This window comes from Streptomyces sp. BF23-19 (genome assembly GCF_041106355.1).
GTDB classification, from domain to species: Bacteria; Actinomycetota; Actinomycetes; order Streptomycetales; family Streptomycetaceae; genus Streptomyces; species Streptomyces virginiae_A.
In genome coordinates, this window is sequence record NZ_JBGBPT010000011.1 from 1 (window position 1) to 23574 (window position 23574).

At 72.4% G+C, this 23574-nt stretch carries 23 protein-coding genes; 9 read left to right on the forward strand and 14 right to left on the reverse strand.

What is annotated here, in order from left to right:
- The coding region (locus AB8A24_RS08855; RefSeq protein ID WP_369475289.1) for a sterol desaturase family protein at nt 1-920 on the reverse strand (920 nt) is incomplete at its 3' end.
- A 114-nt stretch (nt 921-1034) separates the two neighbouring features.
- Between AB8A24_RS08855 and AB8A24_RS08860 the strand changes: the two genes are divergently transcribed.
- Nucleotides 1035-4103 carry an NACHT domain-containing protein gene (locus AB8A24_RS08860; protein ID WP_328963849.1) on the forward strand — a complete coding sequence of 1023 codons (3069 nt, stop codon included), beginning with the start codon at nt 1035-1037 and terminating at the stop codon, nt 4101-4103.
- A 24-nt stretch (nt 4104-4127) separates the two neighbouring features.
- On the opposite strand, the gene AB8A24_RS08865 is transcribed toward AB8A24_RS08860, so the two are convergent.
- From AB8A24_RS08865 to AB8A24_RS08880, 4 genes are all read right to left on the reverse strand, one after another.
- On the reverse strand, nt 4128-5348 hold the full coding sequence (locus AB8A24_RS08865) for an amidohydrolase family protein (protein ID WP_328963848.1): 1221 nt from the start codon (nt 5346-5348) through the stop codon (nt 4128-4130).
- The gene (locus tag AB8A24_RS08870) at nt 5345-6607 is read right to left on the reverse strand and encodes an amidohydrolase family protein (protein WP_328966036.1); all 1263 of its coding nucleotides are present in this window, start codon (nt 6605-6607) and stop codon (nt 5345-5347) included. Before AB8A24_RS08870 ends, AB8A24_RS08865 begins: the two co-directional genes overlap by 4 nt.
- A gap of 108 nt (nt 6608-6715) precedes the next feature.
- On the reverse strand, nt 6716-7600 hold the full coding sequence (locus AB8A24_RS08875) for an SDR family NAD(P)-dependent oxidoreductase (RefSeq protein ID WP_369475290.1): 885 nt from the start codon (nt 7598-7600) through the stop codon (nt 6716-6718).
- A gap of 1 nt (nt 7601) precedes the next feature.
- Complete coding sequence (locus AB8A24_RS08880) at nt 7602-8411, reverse strand: acetoacetate decarboxylase family protein (protein WP_369475291.1); 810 nt, start codon at nt 8409-8411, stop codon at nt 7602-7604.
- A gap of 125 nt (nt 8412-8536) precedes the next feature.
- Between AB8A24_RS08880 and AB8A24_RS08885 the strand changes: the two genes are divergently transcribed.
- The 6 genes from AB8A24_RS08885 to AB8A24_RS08910 all read left to right on the forward strand — a co-directional run bounded on the left by AB8A24_RS08885 (nt 8537) and on the right by AB8A24_RS08910 (nt 15018).
- Nucleotides 8537-9208 (forward strand): TetR/AcrR family transcriptional regulator, encoded by a 672-nt coding sequence (locus AB8A24_RS08885; RefSeq protein ID WP_369475292.1) that lies wholly within the window; start codon nt 8537-8539, stop codon nt 9206-9208.
- 152 nt (nt 9209-9360) lie between these two features.
- Entirely contained in the window at nt 9361-11949 is a 2589-nt protein-coding gene (locus AB8A24_RS08890) for an MXAN_6230/SCO0854 family RING domain-containing protein (protein WP_369475293.1), read from the forward strand.
- A 53-nt stretch (nt 11950-12002) separates the two neighbouring features.
- Nucleotides 12003-12980: a DEDDh family exonuclease gene (locus AB8A24_RS08895; RefSeq protein WP_328963843.1), complete on the forward strand. Its 978-nt coding sequence runs from the start codon at nt 12003-12005 to the stop codon at nt 12978-12980.
- A 92-nt stretch (nt 12981-13072) separates the two neighbouring features.
- Complete coding sequence (locus AB8A24_RS08900; protein ID WP_030009585.1) at nt 13073-13306, forward strand: hypothetical protein; 234 nt, start codon at nt 13073-13075, stop codon at nt 13304-13306.
- 155 nt (nt 13307-13461) lie between these two features.
- Complete coding sequence (locus AB8A24_RS08905; protein ID WP_328963842.1) at nt 13462-14253, forward strand: SURF1 family protein; 792 nt, start codon at nt 13462-13464, stop codon at nt 14251-14253.
- A 9-nt stretch (nt 14254-14262) separates the two neighbouring features.
- A complete protein-coding gene (locus AB8A24_RS08910; protein WP_369475294.1) occupies nt 14263-15018 on the forward strand; it encodes an SDR family oxidoreductase in 756 nt (251 codons plus the stop codon).
- Between the two features lie 4 nt (nt 15019-15022).
- On the opposite strand, the gene amaP is transcribed toward AB8A24_RS08910, so the two are convergent.
- The 8 genes from amaP to AB8A24_RS08950 form a co-directional block, all read right to left on the reverse strand.
- On the reverse strand, nt 15023-15580 hold the full coding sequence (gene amaP / locus AB8A24_RS08915) for an alkaline shock response membrane anchor protein AmaP (RefSeq protein ID WP_328963841.1): 558 nt from the start codon (nt 15578-15580) through the stop codon (nt 15023-15025).
- A 4-nt stretch (nt 15581-15584) separates the two neighbouring features.
- A complete protein-coding gene (locus AB8A24_RS08920; RefSeq protein WP_369475295.1) occupies nt 15585-16151 on the reverse strand; it encodes a DUF6286 domain-containing protein in 567 nt (188 codons plus the stop codon).
- Nucleotides 16148-16513: a hypothetical protein gene (locus AB8A24_RS08925; protein WP_266390062.1), complete on the reverse strand. Its 366-nt coding sequence runs from the start codon at nt 16511-16513 to the stop codon at nt 16148-16150. Before AB8A24_RS08925 ends, AB8A24_RS08920 begins: the two co-directional genes overlap by 4 nt.
- A gap of 7 nt (nt 16514-16520) precedes the next feature.
- A complete protein-coding gene (locus AB8A24_RS08930; RefSeq protein WP_266390064.1) occupies nt 16521-16706 on the reverse strand; it encodes a hypothetical protein in 186 nt (61 codons plus the stop codon).
- Nucleotides 16707-16721: 15 nt separating this feature from the next.
- Nucleotides 16722-17153, reverse strand: coding sequence for an Asp23/Gls24 family envelope stress response protein (locus tag AB8A24_RS08935; RefSeq protein WP_369475296.1), 432 nt, complete (start codon nt 17151-17153; stop codon nt 16722-16724).
- 127 nt (nt 17154-17280) lie between these two features.
- The gene (locus AB8A24_RS08940; RefSeq protein ID WP_189735835.1) at nt 17281-18060 is read right to left on the reverse strand and encodes an enoyl-CoA hydratase/isomerase family protein; all 780 of its coding nucleotides are present in this window, start codon (nt 18058-18060) and stop codon (nt 17281-17283) included.
- Nucleotides 18061-18220: 160 nt separating this feature from the next.
- Nucleotides 18221-18442, reverse strand: coding sequence for a helix-turn-helix domain-containing protein (locus AB8A24_RS08945; RefSeq protein WP_030010789.1), 222 nt, complete (start codon nt 18440-18442; stop codon nt 18221-18223).
- A 364-nt stretch (nt 18443-18806) separates the two neighbouring features.
- Nucleotides 18807-20405, reverse strand: coding sequence for an ABC-F family ATP-binding cassette domain-containing protein (locus AB8A24_RS08950; RefSeq protein ID WP_030386562.1), 1599 nt, complete (start codon nt 20403-20405; stop codon nt 18807-18809).
- A gap of 289 nt (nt 20406-20694) precedes the next feature.
- Here AB8A24_RS08950 and AB8A24_RS08955 point away from each other — a divergent pair, with 289 nt between their 5' ends.
- Together AB8A24_RS08955 and AB8A24_RS08960 are read left to right on the forward strand one after the other, a co-directional pair.
- On the forward strand, nt 20695-21591 hold the full coding sequence (locus AB8A24_RS08955) for a neutral zinc metallopeptidase (RefSeq protein ID WP_266485092.1): 897 nt from the start codon (nt 20695-20697) through the stop codon (nt 21589-21591).
- A 63-nt stretch (nt 21592-21654) separates the two neighbouring features.
- Nucleotides 21655-22050 carry a VOC family protein gene (locus tag AB8A24_RS08960; protein ID WP_266390078.1) on the forward strand — a complete coding sequence of 132 codons (396 nt, stop codon included), beginning with the start codon at nt 21655-21657 and terminating at the stop codon, nt 22048-22050.
- Between the two features lie 48 nt (nt 22051-22098).
- Here AB8A24_RS08960 and AB8A24_RS08965 read toward each other — a convergent pair whose 3' ends face one another.
- Entirely contained in the window at nt 22099-23433 is a 1335-nt protein-coding gene (locus AB8A24_RS08965) for a hypothetical protein (RefSeq protein ID WP_328966035.1), read from the reverse strand.
- Nucleotides 23434-23574: the final 141 nt, after the last annotated feature.

A 23574-nucleotide genomic window follows, 5' to 3' on the forward strand; every position in this document is an offset into this window, starting at 1 on the left:
CCCACCAGGTGGACGGCAGCAGCCACGATCCAGCCTCGCCGGCGTTCGAGGCGCGGGTCCGGGCGGAGCCCGGCGGCTGCGGCGGCCGTGGCGGCGGGCTGCCAGCCGGGGCCGCGGAAGACGTGTCCGGCCCGCTGGCCCCAGCTCCCGGCGGCACGCACGTCGCGGGCGATGGCGGCGTACTCGTGGGTGGCCACGCGCAGCGGGTTGTGGGTGCCGATGTTCTTGGTCAGCCCGTAGACGGGCTTGTCCGTCTCCCCCACCCAGGAACCGAACATCCGGTCCCAGACGATCAGGATGCCGCCGAAGTTGCGGTCCAGGTAGCCGCCCTGCGAGGCGTGGTGGACGCGGTGGTGGGAGGGGGTGTTGAAGACGTACTCGTAGGGCCGCGGCAGCTTTCCGATGCGCTCGGTGTGGACCCAGAACTGGTAGAGGAGGTTGAGTCCGTAGCAGAACGGGATCGCCGCCGGATGTACGCCGAGGGCCACCATGGGCAGGTAGAACCACCAGGTGGTGGCGCTGGTCCAGGGCTGGCGCAGGGCGGTGGTGAGGTTGAACCGCTTGCTGCTGTGGTGGACCACGTGGCAGGCCCACAGGATGCGGATCACGTGGTGGAGGCGGTGCTGCCAGTAGTAGAGGAAGTCCTGCGCGAGCAGCATCAGCAGGGCGGTCCACCACAGGAACGGCACGCGCAGCGGGGTCAGTTCGTAGACCGCGGTGAAGACGGCGACGACCGGGATCTTCCAGAGCAGATCGAAGCCGATACTGCCCAGCCCCATGGTGACGCTCGTGACGGCGTCCTTGGTGTCGTAGCCGGCGGCGTCCTCGTCGGGATGGAGCCGGTAGCTCACCACCTCGATGACGGTGAGCAGCACAAAGGCAGGTATGGACCACAGCACGACATCGGGCAGGTTCGGCATGTCCCGCACCATAGAGGCGCTCTCGGGGGTGCCGCTAGGGGTTGTTACCGATCGGTATCCATCGGGGTTACCAGCGGTTCGCGAGATGATGTCCGGGCCAAGGGGAGGCGGGGTATGACGGGCATCGAGACGGTTCTCTTACGGGTGGCGGGGGCGGCGGCGGGGACGCTGGTGAAGTCCCTCCTCGCGCGGACCCCGGGAGCGGGCCTGGTAGCCGATCCGGCGCGGCCGGCCCCGCGCCGGCGCAGGCCCCCGGCGGAACTCGGCGACAGCGAGATGCGGCGCCTGACCGAAACCCTGGCGGCGCGGCTCGGCCCGGAGTGCGCGGCGCTGCCGGAGCACGAGCGTCTGGCCGCACTGGACGCGGTCGGCGACGGCTTCGCGGCGCTCGGCGCCCTGGACGCGGAGGCCCTCTTCGCGGCGGACCTCGACCCGACGGCCCTGGCGGCGGCCCTGCCCCCGCCCCCGGCGGGCCTCGCCCCGGCCGCGGAGGCCCTGTACGGCCGTCTGGTCCGGCTGTGCTGCGCGCACGCGGTGGAGTACGTGACGACCCTGCCGGGCTTCGGGGCCCGGGCGGACGTGGAACTGGTCCGGCGGACGGGCGAGTTGGCGCGAGCGGTGGACCGGCTGGGCCATGCCGGGGACGGGTCGGCGTACGCCTTCGAGGAGCGGTACGCGCAGTACGTCGCCCGCACCCACGGCCGCCTCCAGCTGTTCGGGCTGACCCTCAGCCGTTCCCGCCAGGAGTGGCCGCTGGACGTGGCGTACATCAGCCTGGCGGTCAGCGGCGAGCAGCCGCTGCTGCCCGGCGAGCCGGAGCTCCACCGGACCCAGGTCCGGGCCGAGCAGGCCCTCGCCTCCGCCGACCGGGTGCTGCTGCGCGGCCCGGCGGGCTCGGGAAAGTCCACCCTGGTCCAGTGGCTCGCCCTCGACGCGGCCCGGCGGAGCGACGGACCGTGGAGCACGTGCGTGCCGTTCGTGCTGCGGCTGCGCTCCTTCACCGCGTCGGGCGACCTGCCCCTGCCGGAGGACTTCCTACGCGCGGGCGGCGTACCGCTGTCCGCCCCGCCGGGCTGGGTCGAGGACCTCATGCTGAGCGGCCGGGCGCTGGTCCTGGTGGACGGTGTGGACGAGGTCCCGCAGCGGCTGCGCATCCGCACGGAGACCTGGCTGCGCTCGCTGATCTCCGCCTTTCCGAAGGCGCGGTACGTGGTGACCACCCGCCCGTCGGCGGTCCCGGAGGACTGGCTCGCGGGGCTGGGCTTCGCCACGCACGCGATGCTGCCGATGGACCAGCGGGACATCCGGGCCTTCGTCACGCACTGGCATGCGGCGGCGCGCGCGGAGGGGCAGGAGGTGGACGCGTACGAGGCTTCGCTGCTGGAGGCGGTCTCCTCCCGGCGGGATCTGGCCCGGCTGGCGACCAATCCGCTGATGTGCGCACTGCTCTGCGCCCTGAACCAGGACCGGCGGATGCAACTCCCCCGGGCCCGCAAGGAGCTGTACGACGCGGCGCTGGACATGCTGCTGGTCCGGCGGGACACGGAGCGGGAGATCTGCGGGATCGAGGGGGTCTACCTCACCCGGGAGGAGCAGATAGCGCTGCTCCAGCGCTTCGCGTACTGGCTGATCCGCAACGGACAGTTGGAGGCGGGCCGGGACGAGGCCGTCGAGATGGTGGGCGAGTGGCTGGACGCGATGCCGCAGGTACGGGCGCAGGGCGGGGCCGAGCAGGTCTTCGCGCACCTGCTGATCCGCAGCGGCCTGCTCCTGGAGCCGACCCCGGGTGCGGTGGTCTTCGTCCACCGCACCTTCCAGGACTACCTGGGGGCCAAGGCGGCGGTGGAGTCCCGGGACTTCGGCGTCCTCGTCAAGAACGCCCACGACGACTCCTGGGACGACGTGGTCCGCATGGCGGTGGGCCACGCCCGCCCGGACGAACGCGCCCGCCTGCTGCGTGGCCTGCTCCGCCGGGCCGACAAGGTCAAGGGTGCCCGCAGCCGGCTGGTCCTCCTGGCGGCGGCCTGCCTGGAACACGCCCCGGAGCTGGACCCGGAGGTGCGGCGGGAGATCGAGGGCCGCACGGCCGAACTGCTGCCGCCGCAGCGGATCTCCCAGGCCGAGGAGTTGGCGCGGGCCGGCGAACTGGTGCTGGACCTGCTGCCCCGTCCGCACGACCTGTCGGAGGCGGAGGCAGCGGCAGTCGTCCACACGGCATCACGGGTGGGCGGGCCACAGGCACTGGGCGTCGTGGCCCGGTTCCGATCCGACGACCGGCCCATGGTCAGGATCCAGCTGTCCAACGGGTGGCAGCATTTCGACCGGGGCGCATACGTGGACACGGTCCTGACCGAGGCAGATCTGTCCCAGACCTACCTGACCGTGGAATCCGCCGAGGAACTGGCCCAGTTGGATCGACTGCCAGGGGTCCGATACCTGATCCTGCGTGGCGGGTTCGGAATTCCCGAGACCGTCGCGAGCAGGCGCGATCTCGCAGGGATTGCCCTGCAGGACGACGACCTGCTCACCGACCTGTCCCCGCTGTCTGAGCTGACCCAACTCACCCGCATGTACCTGTACAACTGCCCCCTGGTCGACAACCTCGATGCGCTGATCGGGCTGCCGCTCCAATCCGTGTCCCTGTCCCGTCTGCGCGCCGGACTGCCCCTGTACCCTCTCGCCTCGCTGGACTCACTCCGCTATCTGTCCATCGGCTTCGCCGTTGACGTTCCCGACCTCGCGCGACTGCCGGCGCCGGATTCCCTACACTCGCTCGCACTGTGGGAGGGGACATCCCAGGTGGACCTGCACGGGATGGAGCGGTGGCCGGACCTCAAGGAGCTGATTCTCTGCGGTGACCGGCTGGCTGGTCAGCTCGCGACACAGCCGTTCGTCCCGGCGTTGGACAAGCTGCACCTGGAGAGCACAGCTGTCGACCCTCCCCAGCTGGTACGGCACCAGAAACTGAACCAGCTCGCCCTGCTCAAGTGCACATTCACGGCAGGGCTGGAAGCCCTACTTGCGCTGCCGCACCTGACCCGGCTGGCCGTGAGCTACTCCGCCGGACCGGTAGACCTGTCCCCGCTGGCGGCAAAGGACGACCTCGTCGTCGAGGTGTACGGCCCCAACAACCTTCTCGGCACCGAGCTGTTCCCGCCGGAGCGGCTCCGCTACATGAGCTGAGCCGCCCCGGGCGAGAAGCGGTCATCACCAGACCCGCACCGACCCCCCTCGGGCGAAGGCCGGGCTGGTGGCCTCCGGGGGCACTGTCGTCAGCGGCTCCGCGATGTCCGAGACCAGCGGGCCGTGCTTGGCGGCGACCGCGTCCAGCAGGGCGAGGTCGAAGCCGTACACTCGGGCCGCGTTGCCGCCGACCATCGCGGCGACCTCCTCGCGCGGGAGGCCCGCGTAGGCGATGCGGAGGCCTTCGCGGGAGAAAGGGGTGGTGCCCTCGTCGTGGGGGTAGTCGCTGCCCCACATGATCTTGTCGAGGCCGATCCGCTCCCGTAGCGGGACCTCGTGGGGGCGCATGAAGCTCGCTCCCACGAAGCAGTTGTCCCGCCAGACCTCGCTCGGGCCCCGGCCCATCGACTCCGCGAGGCCCGCCCCGAACTTGGACTCGGCCGTGGCCGATGCCGCGACCAGGCGGCCGTGGTAGTAGTCCAGCATCTCCAGCACGCCGGGGATCCACCCGGACCCCTGCTCCGTCAGGACAAGCTTGAGGCCCGGGTGCCGGTGGAAGGCCCCGCCGAAGACGAGGTGCCACAGGGCGCGGTGCGAGAACCAGGTCGTCTCCACCATGAAGACGGCCCGGGCCGCCGGTTCGTCGCCCAGCGGCGGTGAGGCCGAGCCGCCGTGGTGGTTGACCGGGACGTCCAGCTCGTCGCACACCGCCCAGATGGGGTCGTAGGCGGCGGAGTAGAGCTCCGGGACCGTAGAGCCGGGCGGGACGCCCGGCAGCAGGATGCCGCCCGTCAGGCCGGCCGCCCGGGCTCGACGGATCTCGCCCACCGCCGCGTCCACGTCGTTCAGCAGGATCTGGGCGACCCCGGCCCGCCGCCCCGGGGCGTCCGCGCAGAAGTCCGCCAGCCAGCGGTTGTGGGCCTGCAGCCCCGCCCAGCGCATCTCGTACTCGGCGGCCGTCGGGGGCTGGGCCATCAGGGAGGCCTTGGGGAAGAACGGCGGGATCGTGTTCGGGAAGAGGACTTCCGCGACGATGCCGTCCGCTTCGAGTTCGGCGAGCCGCCGCGCCGAGTTCCAGTTGCGGTCGGCGGTGTCCGCGAGGAGGTCCTCGTACGGGTTCACGTAGGTGGCGGCCCAGGCGTCGAAGTCCTCGTGGTGGCGCTTCTCCAGGTACGGCTTGTAGTCCAGCAGGTCGGCGCCCGCGTGGCAGTCCGCCGAGATCACCGTGTAGCGGTCCTCCGTCATGACGACGCCCCCAGCACGGGGAAGTCGTTGTCGGTGAGCCAGTGGCGGCCCACCTCGCGGGAGCGGGCCCAGGAGGCCTCCACCGCCGCCTGGTCCGGGGACTGGCCCAGTTCCGCCGGGGTGGGGCCGATCCGGCGGGCGATGGGGGCCAGCTTCGCGGTGTCGAAGCCGAAGACCTCGGCCGCCGCGAGCCCGAGCATCCGGCGGGTCTCCGCGACCGGGATGTCGTGGAAGGTGTTCTTCAGCCAGGCCCGAGTGTTGGGCCAGGTGCCCTCGGGGTGCGGGAAGTCCGAGCCCCACAGGATGTTGTCCACGCCGATCTCGTACCGCTGGGCGAGCTCGCGGCGCTTGGTGTTCGTCGCGCAGATGAAGACCTGGCGGTCCAGGTACTCGCTGGGCGGCCGCTTCAGCTCCTCGAACGGCGAGAGCTTCTTGCCGCCGTGCGCGCCGAGGTAGAGCCGGTCCATGAACCACAGCTGGTTCGGCAGCCACCAGCAGCCCGCCTCGGCGACGCCGAATTTCAGGCCGGGGTGGCGCTCGAAGACGCCGGACCAGAGCAGGAACCACAGGGGCCGGGCCGGCCACCAGGTGACCTCGGAGACGAAGATGCCCAGGTGGTCGCCGTACTCGTGGCGCGGCGAGGACCCGGAGTGGGTGACGATCGGCATCCGCGTCTCGGCGGCCGCCGCCCAGACGGGGTCGTAGCGGCGGTCGTGGTAGGGCGCCTTGTCCACCCACATCGCGGGGATCATCAGTGCGCCCAGCCCGGACTCCTTGGCCCGGTGGATCTCCGCCACGACCTTCGAGGGCTCGCCGGTGATGGGGAGCAGGGCGACTCCGCAGTGGCGTTCCGGGTGCTGCCCGACGAACTCGGCGAGCCAGCGGTTGTGCGCCTGCGCGCCCGCCATGCCGAGCTCGGGGTCCTGGTCGCCGGAGAGGCCGAGGCCGACGCCGAAGGGGGCGGCGGTCTGGCTGTCGACGGCGTCCGCGTCGGGGAAGACGACCTCGGCGGCCACGCCGTCGCCGTCGAGTTCCTTCAGTCGCTGCCCGGTGTCCCAGCCGCCCTTGAGGCCTTCCTCGTGGTCGTGGAACCACTTCTCGGCGAAGGCTTCGTTGCGGACGCCGAGCCGGGTGGCCTCCGCCCGGCGGGCGTCGCGTTCGCCGAGGAACTCGTCGAACCGGGGATGGAAGCGGGAGTCCAAGTAGGGCCGGTACTGCTCGGTGGGCAGGCCCGCGTGGCAGTCGGAGGAGATGATCAGGTACGGGTCTTCGGTCCGGTTCCCGGTTCCGTTCCCGGTTCCGTTCCCGGTTCCGTTTCCGGTGGCGTTTCCGGTCCGCTCTTCGTTCGTACTCACCACAGACGCCCCTCAGTCGAGGATGAAGCTTTCCAGGTAGGCGCGGTTGGACCGGTCGAGCATCGACTGCGACCGGGCGCGGATCTGCCGGTCGCTGTGTTCGCTGGCCGGGAGCATCCAGAAGCGGTCGGCGCGGATGCCGTCGACGACGTGCTCGGCGACCTCCTCGACCGGGGTGAAGCGCACCTCGTGGCCGGCCTGCTTCATCGCCGCCTCGTACTGGTCGAGGCTGCGGTACGGGGCCTTGCGCGGCCGTTCCTTCGCATACCGCTCGGGCCGGTTGCGGTGCGACTCCCACAGCCCGGTGCGCAGCATGTGCGGTCCGGGGAAGAGGACGGAGGCCCCGACGGTGGCGCCCTCCGCCTTGAGGTGGGCGTAGAGCGACTCGGTCATGGTGACCACGGCCGCCTTGGTGACGGCGTACACGGAGGCGGTGGGCAGCGGGGCGATGCCGCCGTCGCCGGAGGAGGTGTTGACGACGTGGCCGGGGCCGCCGCCGGCGACCATGCGGGGGACGAAGGCCTGGATGCCGTGGAAGACGCCCCACACGTTGACGGAGAAGGCCCATTTCCAGTCGTTGGGCTCGTGCTCCCACATGCGGCCCTCGGCGCCGGAGCCGACGCCCGCGTTGTTGCAGAGCACGTGCACGGCGCCGAAGGTCTCGTAGGCGGTGTCGGCCAGCGCGATCACGGAGTCGCGGTCGCTGACGTCGACCACCCTGGCGAGGACCTGGGCGCCGTCCGCGGCGAGTTCGTCGGCGGCCTTGCGCAGGGCGCCCTCCTCGACGTCGGCGAGGACCACTTTCAGTCCCTCGGCGGCGAAGCGGCGGGCCATGGCGAGGCCGATGCCACCGGCGGCTCCGGTGACCACGGCCACCTGTCCTGGTTCGAGTCGCACGTCAGCCCCTCCCCCCTGACGATCCCTCCGGGGGCGCGTCGAGGATCTGCTGGGGGTCGTCGTAGCGCTGGTGGATGTACGGGAGCAGGGCCTGGGCGCTGACCCGTTCGACGACCCGGCCCTTCTGGTCGGTGGTCTTCTCGCCGATGGTGATCTCCACGATCCGGCGGACGGGCAGGTCGGCGACCGGGTCGTACATCGACTCGCGCAGGACGACGTCGCCGGTGATGTGCTCCAGCTTGCGGACCTTCTCGTTGCGCGTGCAGTGCACGAGCACCGGGTCCACGTCGAAGCCCGAGCCGTCGACGGCGGGCAGGAACTTGAAGTAGAAGTCGGTCTTCTGTGCGGGCTCGGGCAGCGGCAGTGCGCGGTCCACCGCCCCGCGCACCTCGACGAAGGCGATCCCGTGCCGGGTGAGAGCGGCCCGTACGACGAGGCCGTCGCGCTCCACGGTGACCTCGCCCAGCTTCTTCGGCTCGCCGAAGACCTCGCGGCCGCCGGTCAGGGCGCGCTCCAAGGTCATCGGCATGACGAGGGGGTACCAGCCTTCGATCCCGCCGTGCTGGGCGGCGACGGCCACCGAGCCGGCGCCGAGCGGGTAGCCGGGCAGGTCGACCTTGCTGATGTTGGCCCGCACCAGGGGCCGGTCGGCCGGTTTGAGCGGCGGCGGCAGGACCGCCGCGACCACGTCGGGGTCGCTCTCCCAGACGGCCACGACGCCGGTGGACCAGATGTCGGGGAGTTTCGAACTCTTCTCGCGCGCCGCCGCGATCTCGGCCTCGGTCCGCGCTCCGTACCGTACGCGTGCCATGTCTCGCACCATCCCTCGGCTCGGGGGGAATCGGTTCTGTAACACAGTTACACCGCTACCGATGAAGGGTAAAGACCCCTGCACCGACCAGAATTGACGACCCGACAGATTGGTGGTGGAAGGCCGTGGCCAGAACCACGCTCACCCGTGACGAGGTGCTGGACGCCGCCGCGTCCCTGGTCATGCAGCACGGTCCGGCCGCGCTCACCATGCGGGGGCTCGCCGCCGAGTTGGGCACCGCCGTGACGTCCATCTACTGGCACGTGGGCAACCGCGAGTCGCTGCTCGACGCCTTGGTCGAGCGGACCGTGGAGGAGATGGGGGCGATCCGGCCCACCGGCCGCACCCCGGCCGACCGGATCCTGGCGGTGGCCCGGATCCTGCGCCGCGAACTGCGCCGGCGCCCGCACCTGATCGCGATGGTCCACGAACGCGGGCTCACCGAGCGGATGTTCCTGCCCGCCCAGCAGGCACTCGTCCACGAGGTGCACGCCGCCGGGCTGCGGGGTGCCCGGGCGGCGGAGGCGGTGCGCGCCGTCCAGTTCCAGGTCGTCGGGTACCTCCTCGTCGAGCGCAATCGTGAGCGCTCCCCCGCCCAGTCCCCGGCCGAGAGCGAGCTCTGGGACCCGGCCGCGGCCCCCCACGACCCGGCGCTCGCCCGCGCCCTGGCCCGCCCGGCGGACCCGGACCGGCTGTTCCTGCTGTCCGTACGGGCCCTGGTGCACGCCCTGCTCGCGCCGGGCGCGGCCGACACCTCCGATGCGACCGGCACGGACGGCACGGCCCCGCCGCGATAAATCACTTGGCGCGCTCCGGGGCCCGTGGTTGTATCTGCGGCGCGGGGGCGGCTCCGCGACGTGCTTCCTTCTCACCTTCCTCCGAAAATCGCAGCGCGTCCCCTCTCCGCCCCCGCCCACTCTCCCTTTCCGGTTCCGGAGGACTCCCCCCTTTGCCCGAGCTGTCGACCGTCCTGTTGCGCCGTCTGCACACCGTCTACGTCGACCAGGCCGGGCCACGCCCGGGCGACCCGTCGACGACCGAGGGCCTGACGGCCCTGGAAGCCGAACTGCTCGACCGGGGCTACGCCCTGACGGGCCCGCTGCGTTCGGCGCTCGCCTGGCTGGGACCCACCGGACTCGCCGCCGCCGGCACACAGCTGGTCGGGGACATCGACATCCTGCTGGGCGCGGACCGCACCCACATGCCGCTGTTCCGCTCGTTCCCGGCCTCGGTGCCCGACGACACCCACGCGCTGTGGATCGACCGCGTCCTGACCCTGCTCCTGCAGTGGCCGGACCAGCCGTGCGTGCTGTGCGCGACCGTCGGCAGCGTCCACCCCGTCGCGCCGTGCGCCCACCTGGTCTGCCGGACCTGCTGGGACGGCGAGGACTACACCGGCTGCCCGATCTGCCACCGCCGCGTCGACGGCGACGATCCGTTCATCCTGCCGTCCCCGGACCCGGGGGAGGTTCCCTCCGGGGGCGGTCCGCTGCGGCTGCTGGCCTTCGGCACCGACCGCGCGGCCGACTCCGTCACCGCCCTCGGCAAGCTCCTCGCCCGCCGCACCCCGCTCTCGCCGCAGGACACCGAGGAGGCCCGGTTGCTCCTCGCCCACGTGCCGGCCGGCCTGGACTGGCTCCCGGACGTCGTCCCGGTGCGGGAGACCAAGGCCCTGGTGCTGGGCACCCTGCTGCGCGAGCGCCGCACGCGGGAGACCGTACGGGCCCTGCTGCCCGAGCGGCTCACCACCGCCACCGACGTGCTGCGGCTGCTCGCCGTGTGGTCCGGCGGAGAGGCCGGCCTCCTGGAACCCCCGCGCCTGCGCTCCCTGCCGCGCCCGCTGCGGCGCGACCTGCTGGCCGTCCTGGACGGGCTCGATCCCGCGCTGCTCGTCGAGGACGTACTGCGCCACGAGGACCTGTGGAAGCGGGCCGCCGAGATCCTGCACCCCTTCGAGCAGTACGCCCGCCACCCGCGCGCCGCCCTCGCCTTCGCCGTGCTGCGGGGCACCGACACCACCGGCACCGCCCTCGGCGCCGCGCTGCTCGCCACCGCGGCCGCGCACCCGCACGCGGTACGGATCGACGGCTCGCGCATCCGGGCGGCCACCTGGCTGGGCCGCGCCGAGGAGGCCCTGCGCGGCGGGGATCCGGACCGGGCCCTGGCCGTACTGGCCGAACGCCCCGGTGAACTCGTCCGGCGCCTGGACCACCTGCTGCGGCTGTACGCGGCCGACACCCTGGCTCCGCAGGTCGCCGAGGTACTGGCGCGGCGGCTGCCGAAGGCCGGGCCGGGGCCCGTGCTGTCCGCGCTCGGACGGCTGCGGATCCGCCATCTGCCCGGGACCCGGCGGGTGTTCTTCCCTCGCGGACAGGTCGCGCACTCCTTCACCGTGGATGACGACCGGGCCCCGCTGGCCGAGGCGGTGACCGCTGCGGTGTGCGAGCTGTTCGAGGCCGAGGTGTTGCGCCGGCTGGCCACGGCCGACCCGTACGACGTGGCGGTCCTCGACTCACGCCTCGCCCACCTCCACGTCCCCTCCGCCGAGCGGGCGGCGGCCAAGGCGCTGGTCACCGTCCCCAAGGGCAGTTTCCAGGCGCTGCCGGACGGCGAGGTGCTGCGCATGTTCCTGCACTGGATGGAGCCGGCGCGCAAGTGTGTGGACCTGGACCTGTCGGTGGTGCTGTTCGACGCCGACTGGAACTACGCGGGCCTGTGCGACTACACGCACCTCGTCCACGGCAAGCGGGCCGTCGTCCACTCCGGCGACCTGGTCTCGGCGCCGGCGCCCCACGGGGCGAGCGAGTACGTGGACATCGACCTGGACGCCCTGGCCGACTCCGGTGTGCGCTTCGCCATGCCGGTCGTCTTCAGCTTCAACAACATCCCCTTCGAGCTGCTGCCCGATGCCTTCGCCGGGTTCATGGCCCTGCCCACCCGCTCCGGCCGCTGCGCCCGCTACGACCCGCGGACCGTGCGCCAGCGCTACGACCTGGTCGGCAACTCCCGGATCCACGTGCCTCTCCTCGTCGACCTGGAGCGGCGCGGGTTCCTGTGGACCGACGTCCACCTGCCCGACGACGAGGGCTATCACAGCGTGCGGGCGCACCAGGAGGACCTGGCCCGGATCGGCCGCGACCTGTTCCAGTACTTCTCGACCGGCCGCACCACCCTGTGGGAGCTGGCCGGCTGGCACGCGGCCGCGCGCTGCTCCGAGGTGGTCGTGCTGCGTCGTACGCCCCGGCCGAGCGACCCCGACGAACTGTGGACCTACCGAAGGGGCTCCGGCGAGGACACCGCGGCCTTCGCCGCCCGGCTGGTCGGCCTGCGCGATCCGGACGGCGTGCTGGCCTCCGCGGACGTCGAGGCCCTCGCGGGCACCGCCGCTTCGGGACGGTCGGTGTTCCTCGCACTGGTGGACGGCGAGGTCGCGCCCGCCGGCGCGAGCGGCTCCGTATACCGGCTGCTGCCGGGGCCGGTTGACGGCTGCGGCCTCGAACAGCTCGCGGCGGGCGACCTGGTCGCCGCCCTGGGCTGACGGCCGGGAAGCGCCGACGCGGCCACGGGTGTCAGTCGGGGCCGATATCCTCTGTGACCATGCTCGACGACCGTACGACCGCAGAGACGACGTGGCCGACCGCGTACCCACAGGGGTACGCGGTTGTCGACGTGGAGACCACCGGGCTCGCTCGCGACGACCGGATAGTCTCGGCCGCCGTCTACCGGCTCGACGCCCAGGGCAATGTGGAGGACCACTGGTACACGCTGGTCAACCCGCGGCGGGACCCGGGCCCGGTGTGGATCCACGGGCTGACGAGCGCGATGCTCGCCGACGCCCCGCTCTTCGAGGACATCGCGGGCGAGTTCGCCGACCGGCTGGCCGACCGGGTCCTGGTCGCGCACAACGCGATCTTCGACTGGCAGATGATCGCCCGGGAGTACGCGCGGGCCGCCGCGACCGCACCGGTCCGTCAGCGGCTGTGCACCATCGCCCTGTCGAAGGAACTGAACCTGCCGCTGCCCAACCACAAGCTGGAGTCGCTCGCCGCGCACTTCGGCGTGGTCCAGCAGCGCGCCCACCACGCGCTCGACGACGCCCGGGTGCTGGCGGAGGCGTTCCGGCCCTCGCTGCACGCGGCCGCGGAGGGCGGCGTACGGCTGCCCCTGCTGGAATGCCGGCCGCTGACGGAGTGGTCGGACTCCGCCGTCACCCCGCGGGTCGGGTACCAGGCCTCCTACCGGGGCGGCAGCTGGCGGCCCTCGCGCAAGCGGCCGCCGTGCCCGCACCCGAATCCGGGGCGCTTCGAGGACGGCAAGCCGCTGAAGCAGGGCATGCGGATCGCCTTCTCCGGTGACACCTCGGTGGAGCGGGAGCTGTTGGAGGACCGTGCGGTCGAGGCGGGCCTGCACATCGCGACGGGTGTGTCGCGGCTCACCAGTCTCCTGGTGACCAACGATCCCGATTCGGCGACCTCCAAGACGGTCAAGGCGAAGAGCTTCGGGACGCCGGTCGTCGACGAGGCGGCCTTCACCCAGCTGCTGCGGGACGTGGCTCCGGCCGAGTCCTGAACCGCGGGGCCGTTGCGCCGGCCGGGTGCAGGCGCGGCGACTCACCCCGCCGGATCTTGTTCCGCCCGTTCCCCGTGCGCAGCATTCGGCCCATGGCACGTTGTGAGGTCTGCGGAAACGATTACGGCATGTCCTTCGAAGTTCATGCACAAGGTGCGGTGCACGTCTTCGACTGCTTCTCCTGCGCCATCCACCGCATGGCGCCCGTCTGCGAGCACTGCCGGGTCTCGATCATCGGCCAGGGCGTCGAGGTCGCGGGGCAGTGGTTCTGCGGGGCGCACTGCGCCCGTGCGGAGGGGAAGGTGGGCATCGTCGACCGCGTCTGATTCCCCGCGGCCCGGCCCCCGTCCGACCGCCGTCCCGACCGCCGTCCCGAAGACCCGTACGGGCACCCCCGTACCGACACCCCGATCCGTACGCCATGACCCCGGACGGCCACCCGGCCGCCGGGGTCCTTCGCGTTGCGGGTACCGTCGTGGGCGTGTACCGCTTTGTGCTGACCCGGCAGTGGGTGTTCCTCACCCTGATGGCCCTCGCCCTCATCCCCGCGATGATCGAGCTGGGGTTCTGGCAGTACCACCGCCATGAGCACCGGGTCGCGCAGAACCAGCTGATCGAGGCCAACCTGCGGGCGAAGCCGGTCCCCATGACCGAGGTCACCTCTCCCGGGCATCGGGTCCCCCGCGCGGACTTCTGGCGCGCGGTCACCGCGACCGGCACGTACGACACCGCGCACGAGGTCGTCGTACGGATGCGCACCGACAACGACGACAAGGTCGGCTTCCACGTCCTGACCCCGCTGGTCCTCTCCGACGGCCGGGTGGCCCTGGTCAACCGGGGTTGGGTGCCGGGCGGCGACGACCCGCGCGCCTACCCGCCGGTGCCGACCGCGCCCACGGGCGAGGTCACGGTCACCGGCCGGCTGAAGGCCGACGAGACCAGCGGCGGCAGCGGCATCAAGGACCGCAAGGGCCTGCCGGACCGTCAGGTGATGCTGATCAACAGTGCGCAGCAGGCGGAGTACCTGGGCCGGACGGTTCTCGGCGGATATCTGGAGCTCACCGCTCCGGCCCCGGCGGACGGCGCCCCGGAGCCCATCGCCGACCCCGACCACGACTCGATCGGCCCCCACATGGCGTACGCCGTCCAGTGGTGGCTGTTCGCCGCCGCGGTTCCGGTGGGTTGGGTGGTCCTCGTACGGCGGGAGAAGCGCGAGCGCGAGGAGGAGGCCGCTCGGGCCGAGGCCTCCCGGCAGGAGCCGGCGACGGCGTAGCGTGTCGGCATGGATCTTGGACTGAAAGACCGTGTCTACATCGTCACCGGGGCCACGCGCGGCCTCGGCCTCGCCTCCGCCCGGGAACTGACCGCCGACGGAGCGAAGGTCCTCCTCACGGGCCGGGACGAGAAGCGGGCGGCCGACGCCGCCGCCGAGCTCGGCCCGAACGCGGCCGGTGTGGCGGCCGACAACTCCGACCCGGAGGCGGCCGCGCGGCTGGTCGCCACCGCGCGGGAGCGCTTCGGCCGCCTCGACGGCATCCTCATCAGCGTGGGCGGCCCGGCACCGGGCTTCGCCGCGGACAACACCGACGCGCAGTGGGCGGCGGCCTTCGAGTCGATCTTCCTGGGCGCGGTCCGCCTGGCCCGGGCGGCGGCCGCCGAGCTGGGCGAGGGTGGGGTCATCGGCTTCGTCCTGTCGGGCTCGGTCCACGAGCCGATCCCCGGCCTGACCATCTCCAACGGCCTGCGCCCGGGCCTCGCGGGCTTCGCGAAGTCCCTCTCGCTGGAGCTCGGCCCGCGCGGGATCCGGGTGGTCGGCCTGCTGCCGGCCCGCATCGACACCGACCGGGTGCGCGAGCTCGACGCGCTGTCCGGTGACGCCGCCGCCGCGCGGGCCGGGAACGAGTCCCGTATCCCGCTGCGCCGCTACGGCGCCCCGGAGGAGTTCGGCCGTACGGCGGCCTTCCTGCTCTCCCCGGCGGCGTCGTACCTGACGGGCGTCATGCTCCCGGTCGACGGCGGCTCCCGCCACGGCTTCTGACCGGCTACGTCACCCGCTGGGCCCGGTGGGACGTCACCTTGAGGCGGGCCTCCGCGGGCAGTTCCGGGAGGCCCGCCGAGGTCCGGGCGTGGGTCAGGACCGGGCCGGCCACGGCGGCCAGGGCGTCGGCGGGCACCGCGTGGGGTTCCAGTTCCAGCGCGACACGCAGCGCCGGCGATCCGCGCCGCCCGCGCAGGGCGACCCGGCAGCCGGCGACCCCGTCCAGGGCTCCGGCCTCCGCGGCCACCGCCTCCTCGAGCGCCCGCCCGCGCAGCATGGCGTACGCCCCGTCCCCGGTGTCCACCACCACCGCCGGCAGTCGCGGCCGCCGGAGCTGGGACAGCAGCCACCACAGCGCCAGCAGCACGCCCACCGCGAGAGCGGCGAGCACCGCCCACCACCACCAGCCGTCCGCGTGCCAGTACCGGTCCCTGGTCGCCTCGCTCAACAGTGGCGCGTGGCGACCGTGCAGCGGCCACGCGCCCGTCAGCACCACGATCCCGGCCGCCAGCAGGACCGCTCCGGCCACGGCCAGCAGGATCCGGTTCACCGTCGCGAGCATCCGTTCACCTCCTGACCCGTACGCGCGGCTGCGGCGGGTGGGCGAGACCCAGTTCCTCGATGCCGACGGCGATCACCGCGTCGAGGTCGGCCCGTACGTCGTCCAGCTCGCGGAAGTGCGAGGTGGCCCGCACCCCGACGTGGGACCGGCCCATCTTGACCCGGACCGACCGTACTCCGGACACCTCCATGGCCCGGTCCCGCAGGATCTGCGCGGCGTCCTTGCGACCGAGCCCGGCCCGGACTCCCGCCCGCCGGTCGGGGGGCAGCATCGGCAGGATCCGGCGCAGCCCGGGGGCGAGCGCCAGCAGCAGGAGGACCGCCCCGGCCAGGACCAGGGCCCCGGCGATCAGCTGCACGCCCAGGTCCGCGGGGGTGTGCGTCGCCAGTGCGTCGGCCAGGTCGCCGCGCCAGTTCATCCCGGGGCGGCCGGCCCGTACGGCGGCCAGGTCGTACAGGAACAGGGCCGCCACCCCGAGCACGACGAGGGCGGTGAGCGCGGCGGGCACCCGCCGGGCGGAGCGGAAGCGGTGCACCCGGCCGGAGCCCGAGTCGGAGTCGCGGGCCGTCACCGCAGCCGCCGGTCGCGCCCGGTGGCCGTCCGGGCCTGGGTGGAGTGCAGGTGCTCGATGTCGATGTCCACCTCGGGTACGGACATCGACGCGCACTCCTCGATCCGCAGTGCGACCTGCCGGCGTACCGCCGCGCACTGGGCGGCCAGGTCGGAGGGGTAGTCCAGCTCCAGGCTGACCCGGACCCGGGCGATGTCGTGGTGCACGGTGACGGCGGCGTGCGGGGGCTTGCCCGGGGTGGTGGCGAGCGCCTCCCGGGCGGCCTGGGCGGCGATCTTCGCGACGACCCGGTCGGCGATGCGGGTGGCGCCGCGCTCGGCGGCGTCCACCCGGGGTGGGGCGGAGCGCGGTGGGCTGCTCATCGGCGCCTCACCCGCGCCGGTCGTCACGGCGGCGGAACAGGTCGCCCGGTTCCAGGTCCCCGTCGAGGAACCGTCCGGCGATGAAGCCGATGGCGCCGAGGGCGGCCACCAGCAGGAAGGCTCCGAAGCCGCCGAAGTAGCCGGCGAACGCGAGGGCCATGCCGGCGAACATTCCGGCGATCGCCATGCTCATGCGGGGTCCTCTCGGCTACTGGAGACGGGATTCCGTCTCCTCGTCGGGCTCATCGGGCAGCTTGACGTCACTCACCGCGATGTTGACCTCGACGACCTCCAGGCCCGTCATCCGTTCGACCGCCGAGATGACGTTCTCCCGGACCGCCCGCGCCACGTCGCGGATCGAGACGCCGTAGTCCACGACGATCTCCAGGTCGAGGGCCGTCTGGGTCTCGCCGACCTCTGCCTTGACCCCGCGGCTGACCCCGGCCTTCTGGCCGCCGGGCACACGGTCGCGGACGGCGCCGAAGGTGCGGGAGAGGCCGCTGCCGCTGCCCATGGCGTGCACGCCGACGACCTCGCGGGCGGCCAGCCCGGCGATCTTCTCGACCACTCCGTCGGCGATGCTCGTACGTCCCCGGTCGCCGGGCTCCTTGCCGGAGCCCCCTGATGCGGTTTCGGTCATCGCGTGTCCCTTCGCGTGGGTGACGGACTCACTCCGCACCACGTTAGGCGCCGGGACGCGCGGGCGCCCCGGGACTACGCCGGTCGGCTGGCCGACTTCGCCCGGGGCTCCGGTGTCGCGGCGGCCCTCAGTCGGAGAGACCGGCCAGGTCCCGCAGGCGGCGGGCCTGGGCCGCTCGCTCGGCGGCGCGCTGGTCGTCGTAGGGGCGGGCCTGGGCGGAGCGCAGCAGCGTCTTCGTCTCGATCACGGCGTCGCGCGGCGGTGCCAGCAGGGCCGTGGTGAGGTCCTGGACGGCGGCGTCGAGCTCGTCCGCGGGGACGACGAGGTTGGCCAGGCCGACCCGCTCCGCCTCCTCGGCGTGCACGAAGCGGCCCGTCGCGCAGATCTCCAGCGCGCGGGCGTAGCCGACCAGGGAGGTCAGGGGCTGGGTACCGGCCAGGTCGGGAACCAGGCCCAGGCTGGTCTCGCGCATGGCGAACTGCACGTCGTCGGCGACCACGCGCAGGTCGCACGCGAGCGCGAGCTGGAAGCCGGCGCCGATCGCGTGCCCCTGCACGGCGGCGACGGAGATGATGTCGTTACGCCTCCACCAGGTGAATGCCTCCTGGTACTCGGCGATCGTGGAGTCGAGCAGTTCGTCCGAACCGCGTGCCAGATCGAGGAAGGACGGCTCGCCCTCGAAACCTTCGGGGGTGAACGCCTGCCGGTCGAGCCCTGCGGAGAAGGACTTGCCCTCACCGCGCAGCACGACGATCCGGACGGTGCCCGGCAACAACCTCCCGGCCTCGGCCAAAGCCCGCCAGAGCGCGGGGGATTGGGCATTTCGCTTGGCCGGATTGGTCAGTGTCACCGTGGCGACCGTGTCGTCGACGGTGAGTCGTACGCCGTCCTTGTCGAGCAGAGCCATCTCTCATGCCTCCGGTGTGCAGTCGGCCGCAAGCTCGGCCTAAGTGACTGCACAGTAACCACCCAGCCGACCGGGAGGCCGACCGGGGGTCACCGAAGGCACCAACGGATCATGATGAAACCTTGAAGCTGTTGGAGCGTTGGAACCGATGGGACCGGGATCAGGCCGTAGCAGCCTTCTTGCCTCGCGTCGCGCCTCCGCGACCACGCAGCGACACCCCGGACTCACTGAGCATCCGATGGACGAATCCGTAGGACCGGCCGGTCTCTTCGGCCAGCGCCCGGATACTCGCACCGGAGTCGTACTTCTTCTTCAGGTCTGCCGCGAGCTTGTCGCGCGCGGCGCCGGTTACCCGGCTGCCCTTCTTCAGAGTCTCGGCCACCCGTGCCTCCTCATGGGAAGTGCGCTCTGGACTTCTCATGATCACCCCTCCCACGCTTCCTGGCCACCCATTCAGCAAGGTCGGTACGACGGCATTTCTCGACCCGTGGACACCCGAGCAGAACGGAATCTTCTCTTCCGCTGCATGACTTCCGTCACACTCCGCTGCCCTCGCGAGGAATCACCAGGTCAGGGGCGCGGAAGCGGAAAGTGAACGGCCCCGGTCGCGCACCTTCGAAGGTGCGGCCGGGGCCGTCGTACGACGCGCAACGGTACGAGACCGTCTCACTCAGATGATGGATCACCCGTGAGCCGAATGATCCATAAGGAACTGGATCAGAAGCGGAACGGGAACCGGAACCCGATCAGGCGAGGGCGACGAGGTCCCGGTAGTCCGGCCCCCAGAGGTCCTCGACGCCGTCCGGGAGCAGGATGATCCGCTCCGGCTCCAGCGCCTCGACCGCGCCCTCGTCGTGGGTGACGAGGATGACCGCGCCCTTGTACGTGCGCAGCGCGCCCAGGATCTCCTCGCGGCTGGCCGGGTCGAGGTTGTTCGTGGGCTCGTCGAGCAGCAGCACGTTCGCCGAGGAGACGACCAGCGTGGCCAGGGCCAGCCGGGTCTTCTCGCCACCGGAGAGCACCCCGGCGGGCTTGTCCACGTCGTCCCCGGAGAAGAGGAAGGAGCCGAGGGTCTTGCGTACGGCGACCAGGTCCAGGTCGGGCGCGGAGGAGCGCATGTTCTCCAGGACCGTGCGCTCCGGGTCCAGGGTCTCGTGCTCCTGGGCGTAGTAGCCGAGCTTGAGGCCGTGGCCGGGGACGACCGTGCCGGTGTCCGGCTTCTCGGTGCCCGAGAGCAGACGCAGCAGGGTGGTCTTGCCGGCGCCGTTGAGGCCGAGGATGACGACGCGTGAGCCCTTGTCGATGGCCAGGTCGACGTCGGTGAAGATCTCCAGCGAGCCGTACGACTTGGAGAGGCCCTCGGCGGTCAGCGGGGTCTTGCCGCAGGGCGCCGGGTCCGGGAAGCGGAGCTTGGCGACCTTGTCGGAGACGCGGACGGCCTCCAGGCCGGCGAGGAGCCGGTCGGCGCGCTTGGCCATGTTCTGCGCGGCCACGGTCTTGGTGGCCTTGGCGCGCATCTTGTCGGCCTGCGAGTTCAGTGCCGCGGCCTTCTTCTCGGCGTTCTGGCGCTCGCGCTTGCGGCGCTTCTCGTCGGCCTCGCGCTGCTGCTGGTAGAGCTTCCAGCCCATGTTGTAGACGTCGATCTGGGAGCGGTTGGCGTCCAGGTAGAAGACCTTGTTGACGACGGTCTCGACCAGGTCGACGTCGTGGGAGATGACGATGAAGCCACCGCGGTAGGTCTTCAGGTAGTCGCGCAGCCAGACGATGGAGTCGGCGTCGAGGTGGTTGGTGGGCTCGTCGAGGAGCAGGGTGTCGGCGTCCGAGAAGAGGATCCGGGCCAGCTCGACGCGGCGGCGCTGACCACCGGAGAGGGTGTGCAGCGGCTGGCCGAGCACCCGGTCGGGCAGGCCGAGGGCGGCCGAGATGGTCGCGGCCTCCGCCTCGGCGGCGTACCCGCCCTTGGTCAGGAACTCCGTCTCCTGGCGCTCGTACTGCTTCATCGCCTTGTCGCGGGTGCCGCCGGTGCCGGTGGCGATGCGCTCCTCGTTGGCGCGCATCTTCTTGATCAGCACGTCGAGGCCGCGCGCGGACAGGATGCGGTCGCGGGCCAGCACGTCGAGGTCGCCGGTACGCGGGTCCTGCGGGAGGTAGCCGACCTCGCCCGAGCGGGCGATGGAGCCGGCGGCGGGCTGACCCTCGCCGGCGAGGCACTTGGTGAGGGTGGTCTTGCCCGCTCCGTTGCGGCCGACCAGGCCGATGCGGTCGCCCTTGGCGACACGGAAGGAAGCGGACTCGATAAGGACGCGGGCGCCGGCGCGCAGCTCGATGCCGGTGGCGGTGATCACGGAAATACTCCAGGGCGGGTCGGGACGGCGGAAGGGGGGCAGGACGCGAAGCTTCGACGCCGCTAATCCGCGAGGAGATTTGCCATGAGAGACATTCTACCGGGGGTGCGCAACTACTTTCCGGGCGCGGGCGGGGCCGTCCGGCCTGCGGGATCCACTCCCCCGCATCCCCCGTTCGGCCCAGCGGCCCCACGGAGCGGCCGAGGCGCATACAGGGACGATCAGGTTGATACTCGGCGCATGGGCGGAGACGCGACGGCGCCTGTTTCACGGATGGAGGGCGGCGGGGATGCAGTTCGACGACGACGCCAGTCTCGACAGCTCCGAGGTCAAGGACATGCGGGGTGGCGGCGGCCGCATCCCGGGCGGGAAGGCCACCGTCGGCGGCGGCATCGTCGGTCTGATCGCGCTGGTCATCGGGCTGCTGTTCGGGGTGGGGCCGGAGCAGCTGGGGCTGTCCACCGGGGAGCCGGAACCGACGCCCGTCTCCTCGTCGCTCAACCAGGTGCAGCAGGCCTGCAAGTCGGGGCGGGACGCGAACACGCGCGAGGACTGCCGGCTGGTGGCGGTGGTCCGGAGCACCCAGGCCTTCTGGAAGCAGGAGTTCGCCAAGCGCGGCGGCCAGTACAGCCCGGCGTCGACCGTGTTCTTCGAGAACCGGGTGAACACCGCGTGCGGGACCGCGAGCGCGGCGGTGGGCCCCTTCTACTGCCCGGCGGACCGGCAGGTCTATCTGGACCTGGGCTTCTTCGACGACCTGCGGACGAAGTTCGGCGCGACCGGCGGTCCCTTCGCCCAGGCCTACGTCGTCGCCCATGAGTACGGGCACCACATCCAGAACCTCACCGGAACCCTCCAGCGGGCCCAGGACGGCAGGCAGGGCCCGAACAGCAACGCGGTCAAGGTCGAGCTGCAGGCCGACTGCTATGCCGGGGTGTGGGCGCACAACGCGACGAACGTCGCGGACGCCTCCACCGGGCGGCCGCTCATCAAGTCCCTGACCGAGGCGGACATCAGGGACGGGCTGGACGCGGCGGCCGCGGTCGGCGACGACCGGATCCAGGAGAAGTTCCAGGGCCGGGTGTCCCCGGAGTCCTGGACGCACGGCTCGGCCGAGCAGCGTCAGCAGTGGTTCTACCAGGGCTACCGGACCGGTGACATGGCCCAGTGCAACACCTTCCGCTGACTGTCGGTGACGCCTGCCATGCTGGTGTGACGCGGGTCACCGTCACGAGAGGGAGTGATCGTCATGGCAGGCGTTCCGTCCATCTGTCCCACCCTGGTCTACCGCGACGCGAAGGCGGCCATCAAGCTGCTGACCGAGGCCTTCGGCTTCAGCCAGGTCGCCGTCTACGAAGGGGAGGACGGCTCGGTGATGCACGCCGAGCTGGCGTACGGCAACGGCATGGTGATGCTGGGCAGCTCGGGCAGGGGTGGGGCGTTCGACAAGGCCATGGAGGGCGCCGGCCCCTCGGGGGTCTATGTCGTGGTCGACGACGTGGACGCCCATCACCGGCGGGCGGTCGAGCACGGCGCGGAGATCGTGATGGAACCCACCGACCAGGACTACGGCTCCCGCGACTACATGGCCCGTGACGCCGAGGGCAACGTCTGGAGCTTCGGGACGTACGCGCCGCAGGTCTGACCCCGGTGGCGCGCCCGTCCCTGCCCGCGTGGACACGACCTACGGGGGTCACTCGCCGCCGGTGTGGACCTGGAAGGCGGCCCGGCGGACCGCCTTGGCCAGCGTCGGGTCGGGGTGGGCCGCGGCGAGCGCGACCAGTACCTGCACCGTGCGCGGATGGCCGACCGCGCGGACCTCGTCCAGCAGCCGGGGGACGGTGGTCCGGACGGCGGAGTCGAGGTGGCGGGCCAGCAGCTCGGCCTCGCCGTGGTCGGCGATCGCGGCGGCGGTGTCCACCCAGAGCCAGGTCGACTCCTCGGCGGTCAGGACGTCCTGGGCGTCGTCGGGGTCGACCCCGTCGTGCACGGCGAGCCAGAGCAAGGCGTAGGGGCGCAGGGCGGGCTCGCGCACGGCGGCGCGCACCTCGGGCTCGGCGGGGGCTCCGACCACGCGCAGCGCCTCGAAGGCGAGGCCGCGCAGCAGGGCGTCCTCGCCGCGGGCCGCCTGCAGCAGCTCGGTCACCGCGTGGCCGACGGGCCGGGCGGCCAGCCAGGCCTGGTACTCGGCGCGGGCCGGGCCGGGGGTGAGCCGCGCGCAGCCGTGCAGCATGGCGGCGGCGGACTGCTCGATGTTCCCGGCGGGGCTCTGCGCCGCGACGCAGATCTGCTCCAGCTTGACCCAGACGGCCCAGCTGCCGAGCGGGGTGAGCGTGGCCCGGGCGGGGCCGAGGGTGACGGCGTCCACGGCGGCGAGTCCGCCGAGTGCCCAGCGCAGCAGCCGGGCGAGCGGGACGGGGCGGGCCTCCGCGGAGCCGGCGGCGGACGTCAGCGCCACGGTGGGCTCGGACTCGTAGGGGATCTCGCACCGCTCGTCGCGCAGTTCGGTGACGCGCTGCCCGAGCAGGTCGAGCAGGTCCGGGACGGTCACCGGGCCGGCGGACAGCTGGAGCAGGGAGAGGAGTTGGGGCATCGCCTCGACGACCTCGGCGACGGCCGAGGGGGCGATGTCGGCGGGTGCGGGATGGACCAGCGACCAGGCGTCGAAGAGGGCGACCCAGCCGCGCAGTACGGCGGTGTCGTCGCGGTCCCAGGCGCGCAGCCGCCAGCCGGGCCGGGCGTGGCCGCCGTGCACCTCGACCAGTCCGGCGAGGCGGGCGCGGTCCCAGCCGACCTGGATCTGGCCGTGCGTCAGGCCCAGTTCCGTGGCGGCGCGTTCGACGTCGGCCGCGGGCAGGGCGCCCGTGGGGGCGGGCCGGCCGCCGTCGCCGGCGCCGAGGTTGCGCTCGGCCCAGCGGGTCAGGCGTACGGCGTCGGCGAGCGAGGCCCGGGCCCGGTTCGCGAGGTCGGCCGTGGCGGGCGTACCCGCCGGGGGCCGGGGCGCGGGCCGGGTGCGTCGGTCGGTCACCGCCTTGCGGGCCGCGGCGACGGAGCGCGGCGAGACGAGTCGGAGTCTGGAGTCGCGAGCCAACTGCTCATCAGGCTTTCGGGACGTCACGGAAGCAGTCTCGCCCGTCACTGGCCGAAAGCCCAAACGGAACCGATCGTT

Coding starts and splice junctions, on each gene's coding strand:
- AB8A24_RS08880 (WP_369475291.1), bottom strand. CDS start 8,411: ATGGCACGCGTACGGTACGGAGCGCGGACCGAGGCCGAGATCGCGGCG.
- AB8A24_RS08930 (WP_266390064.1), bottom strand. CDS start 16,706: ATGAGCATGGCGATCGCCGGAATGTTCGCCGGCATGGCCCTCGCGTTC.
- AB8A24_RS08925 (WP_266390062.1), bottom strand. CDS start 16,513: ATGAGCAGCCCACCGCGCTCCGCCCCACCCCGGGTGGACGCCGCCGAG.
- AB8A24_RS08960 (WP_266390078.1), top strand. CDS start 21,655: ATGGCAGGCGTTCCGTCCATCTGTCCCACCCTGGTCTACCGCGACGCG.
- AB8A24_RS08910 (WP_369475294.1), top strand. CDS start 14,263: ATGGATCTTGGACTGAAAGACCGTGTCTACATCGTCACCGGGGCCACG.
- AB8A24_RS08940 (WP_189735835.1), bottom strand. CDS start 18,060: ATGGCTCTGCTCGACAAGGACGGCGTACGACTCACCGTCGACGACACG.
- AB8A24_RS08935 (WP_369475296.1), bottom strand. CDS start 17,153: ATGACCGAAACCGCATCAGGGGGCTCCGGCAAGGAGCCCGGCGACCGG.
- amaP (WP_328963841.1), bottom strand. CDS start 15,580: ATGCTCGCGACGGTGAACCGGATCCTGCTGGCCGTGGCCGGAGCGGTC.
- AB8A24_RS08955 (WP_266485092.1), top strand. CDS start 20,695: ATGCAGTTCGACGACGACGCCAGTCTCGACAGCTCCGAGGTCAAGGAC.
- AB8A24_RS08900 (WP_030009585.1), top strand. CDS start 13,073: ATGGCACGTTGTGAGGTCTGCGGAAACGATTACGGCATGTCCTTCGAA.
- AB8A24_RS08865 (WP_328963848.1), bottom strand. CDS start 5,348: ATGACGGAGGACCGCTACACGGTGATCTCGGCGGACTGCCACGCGGGC.
- AB8A24_RS08860 (WP_328963849.1), top strand. CDS start 1,035: ATGACGGGCATCGAGACGGTTCTCTTACGGGTGGCGGGGGCGGCGGCG.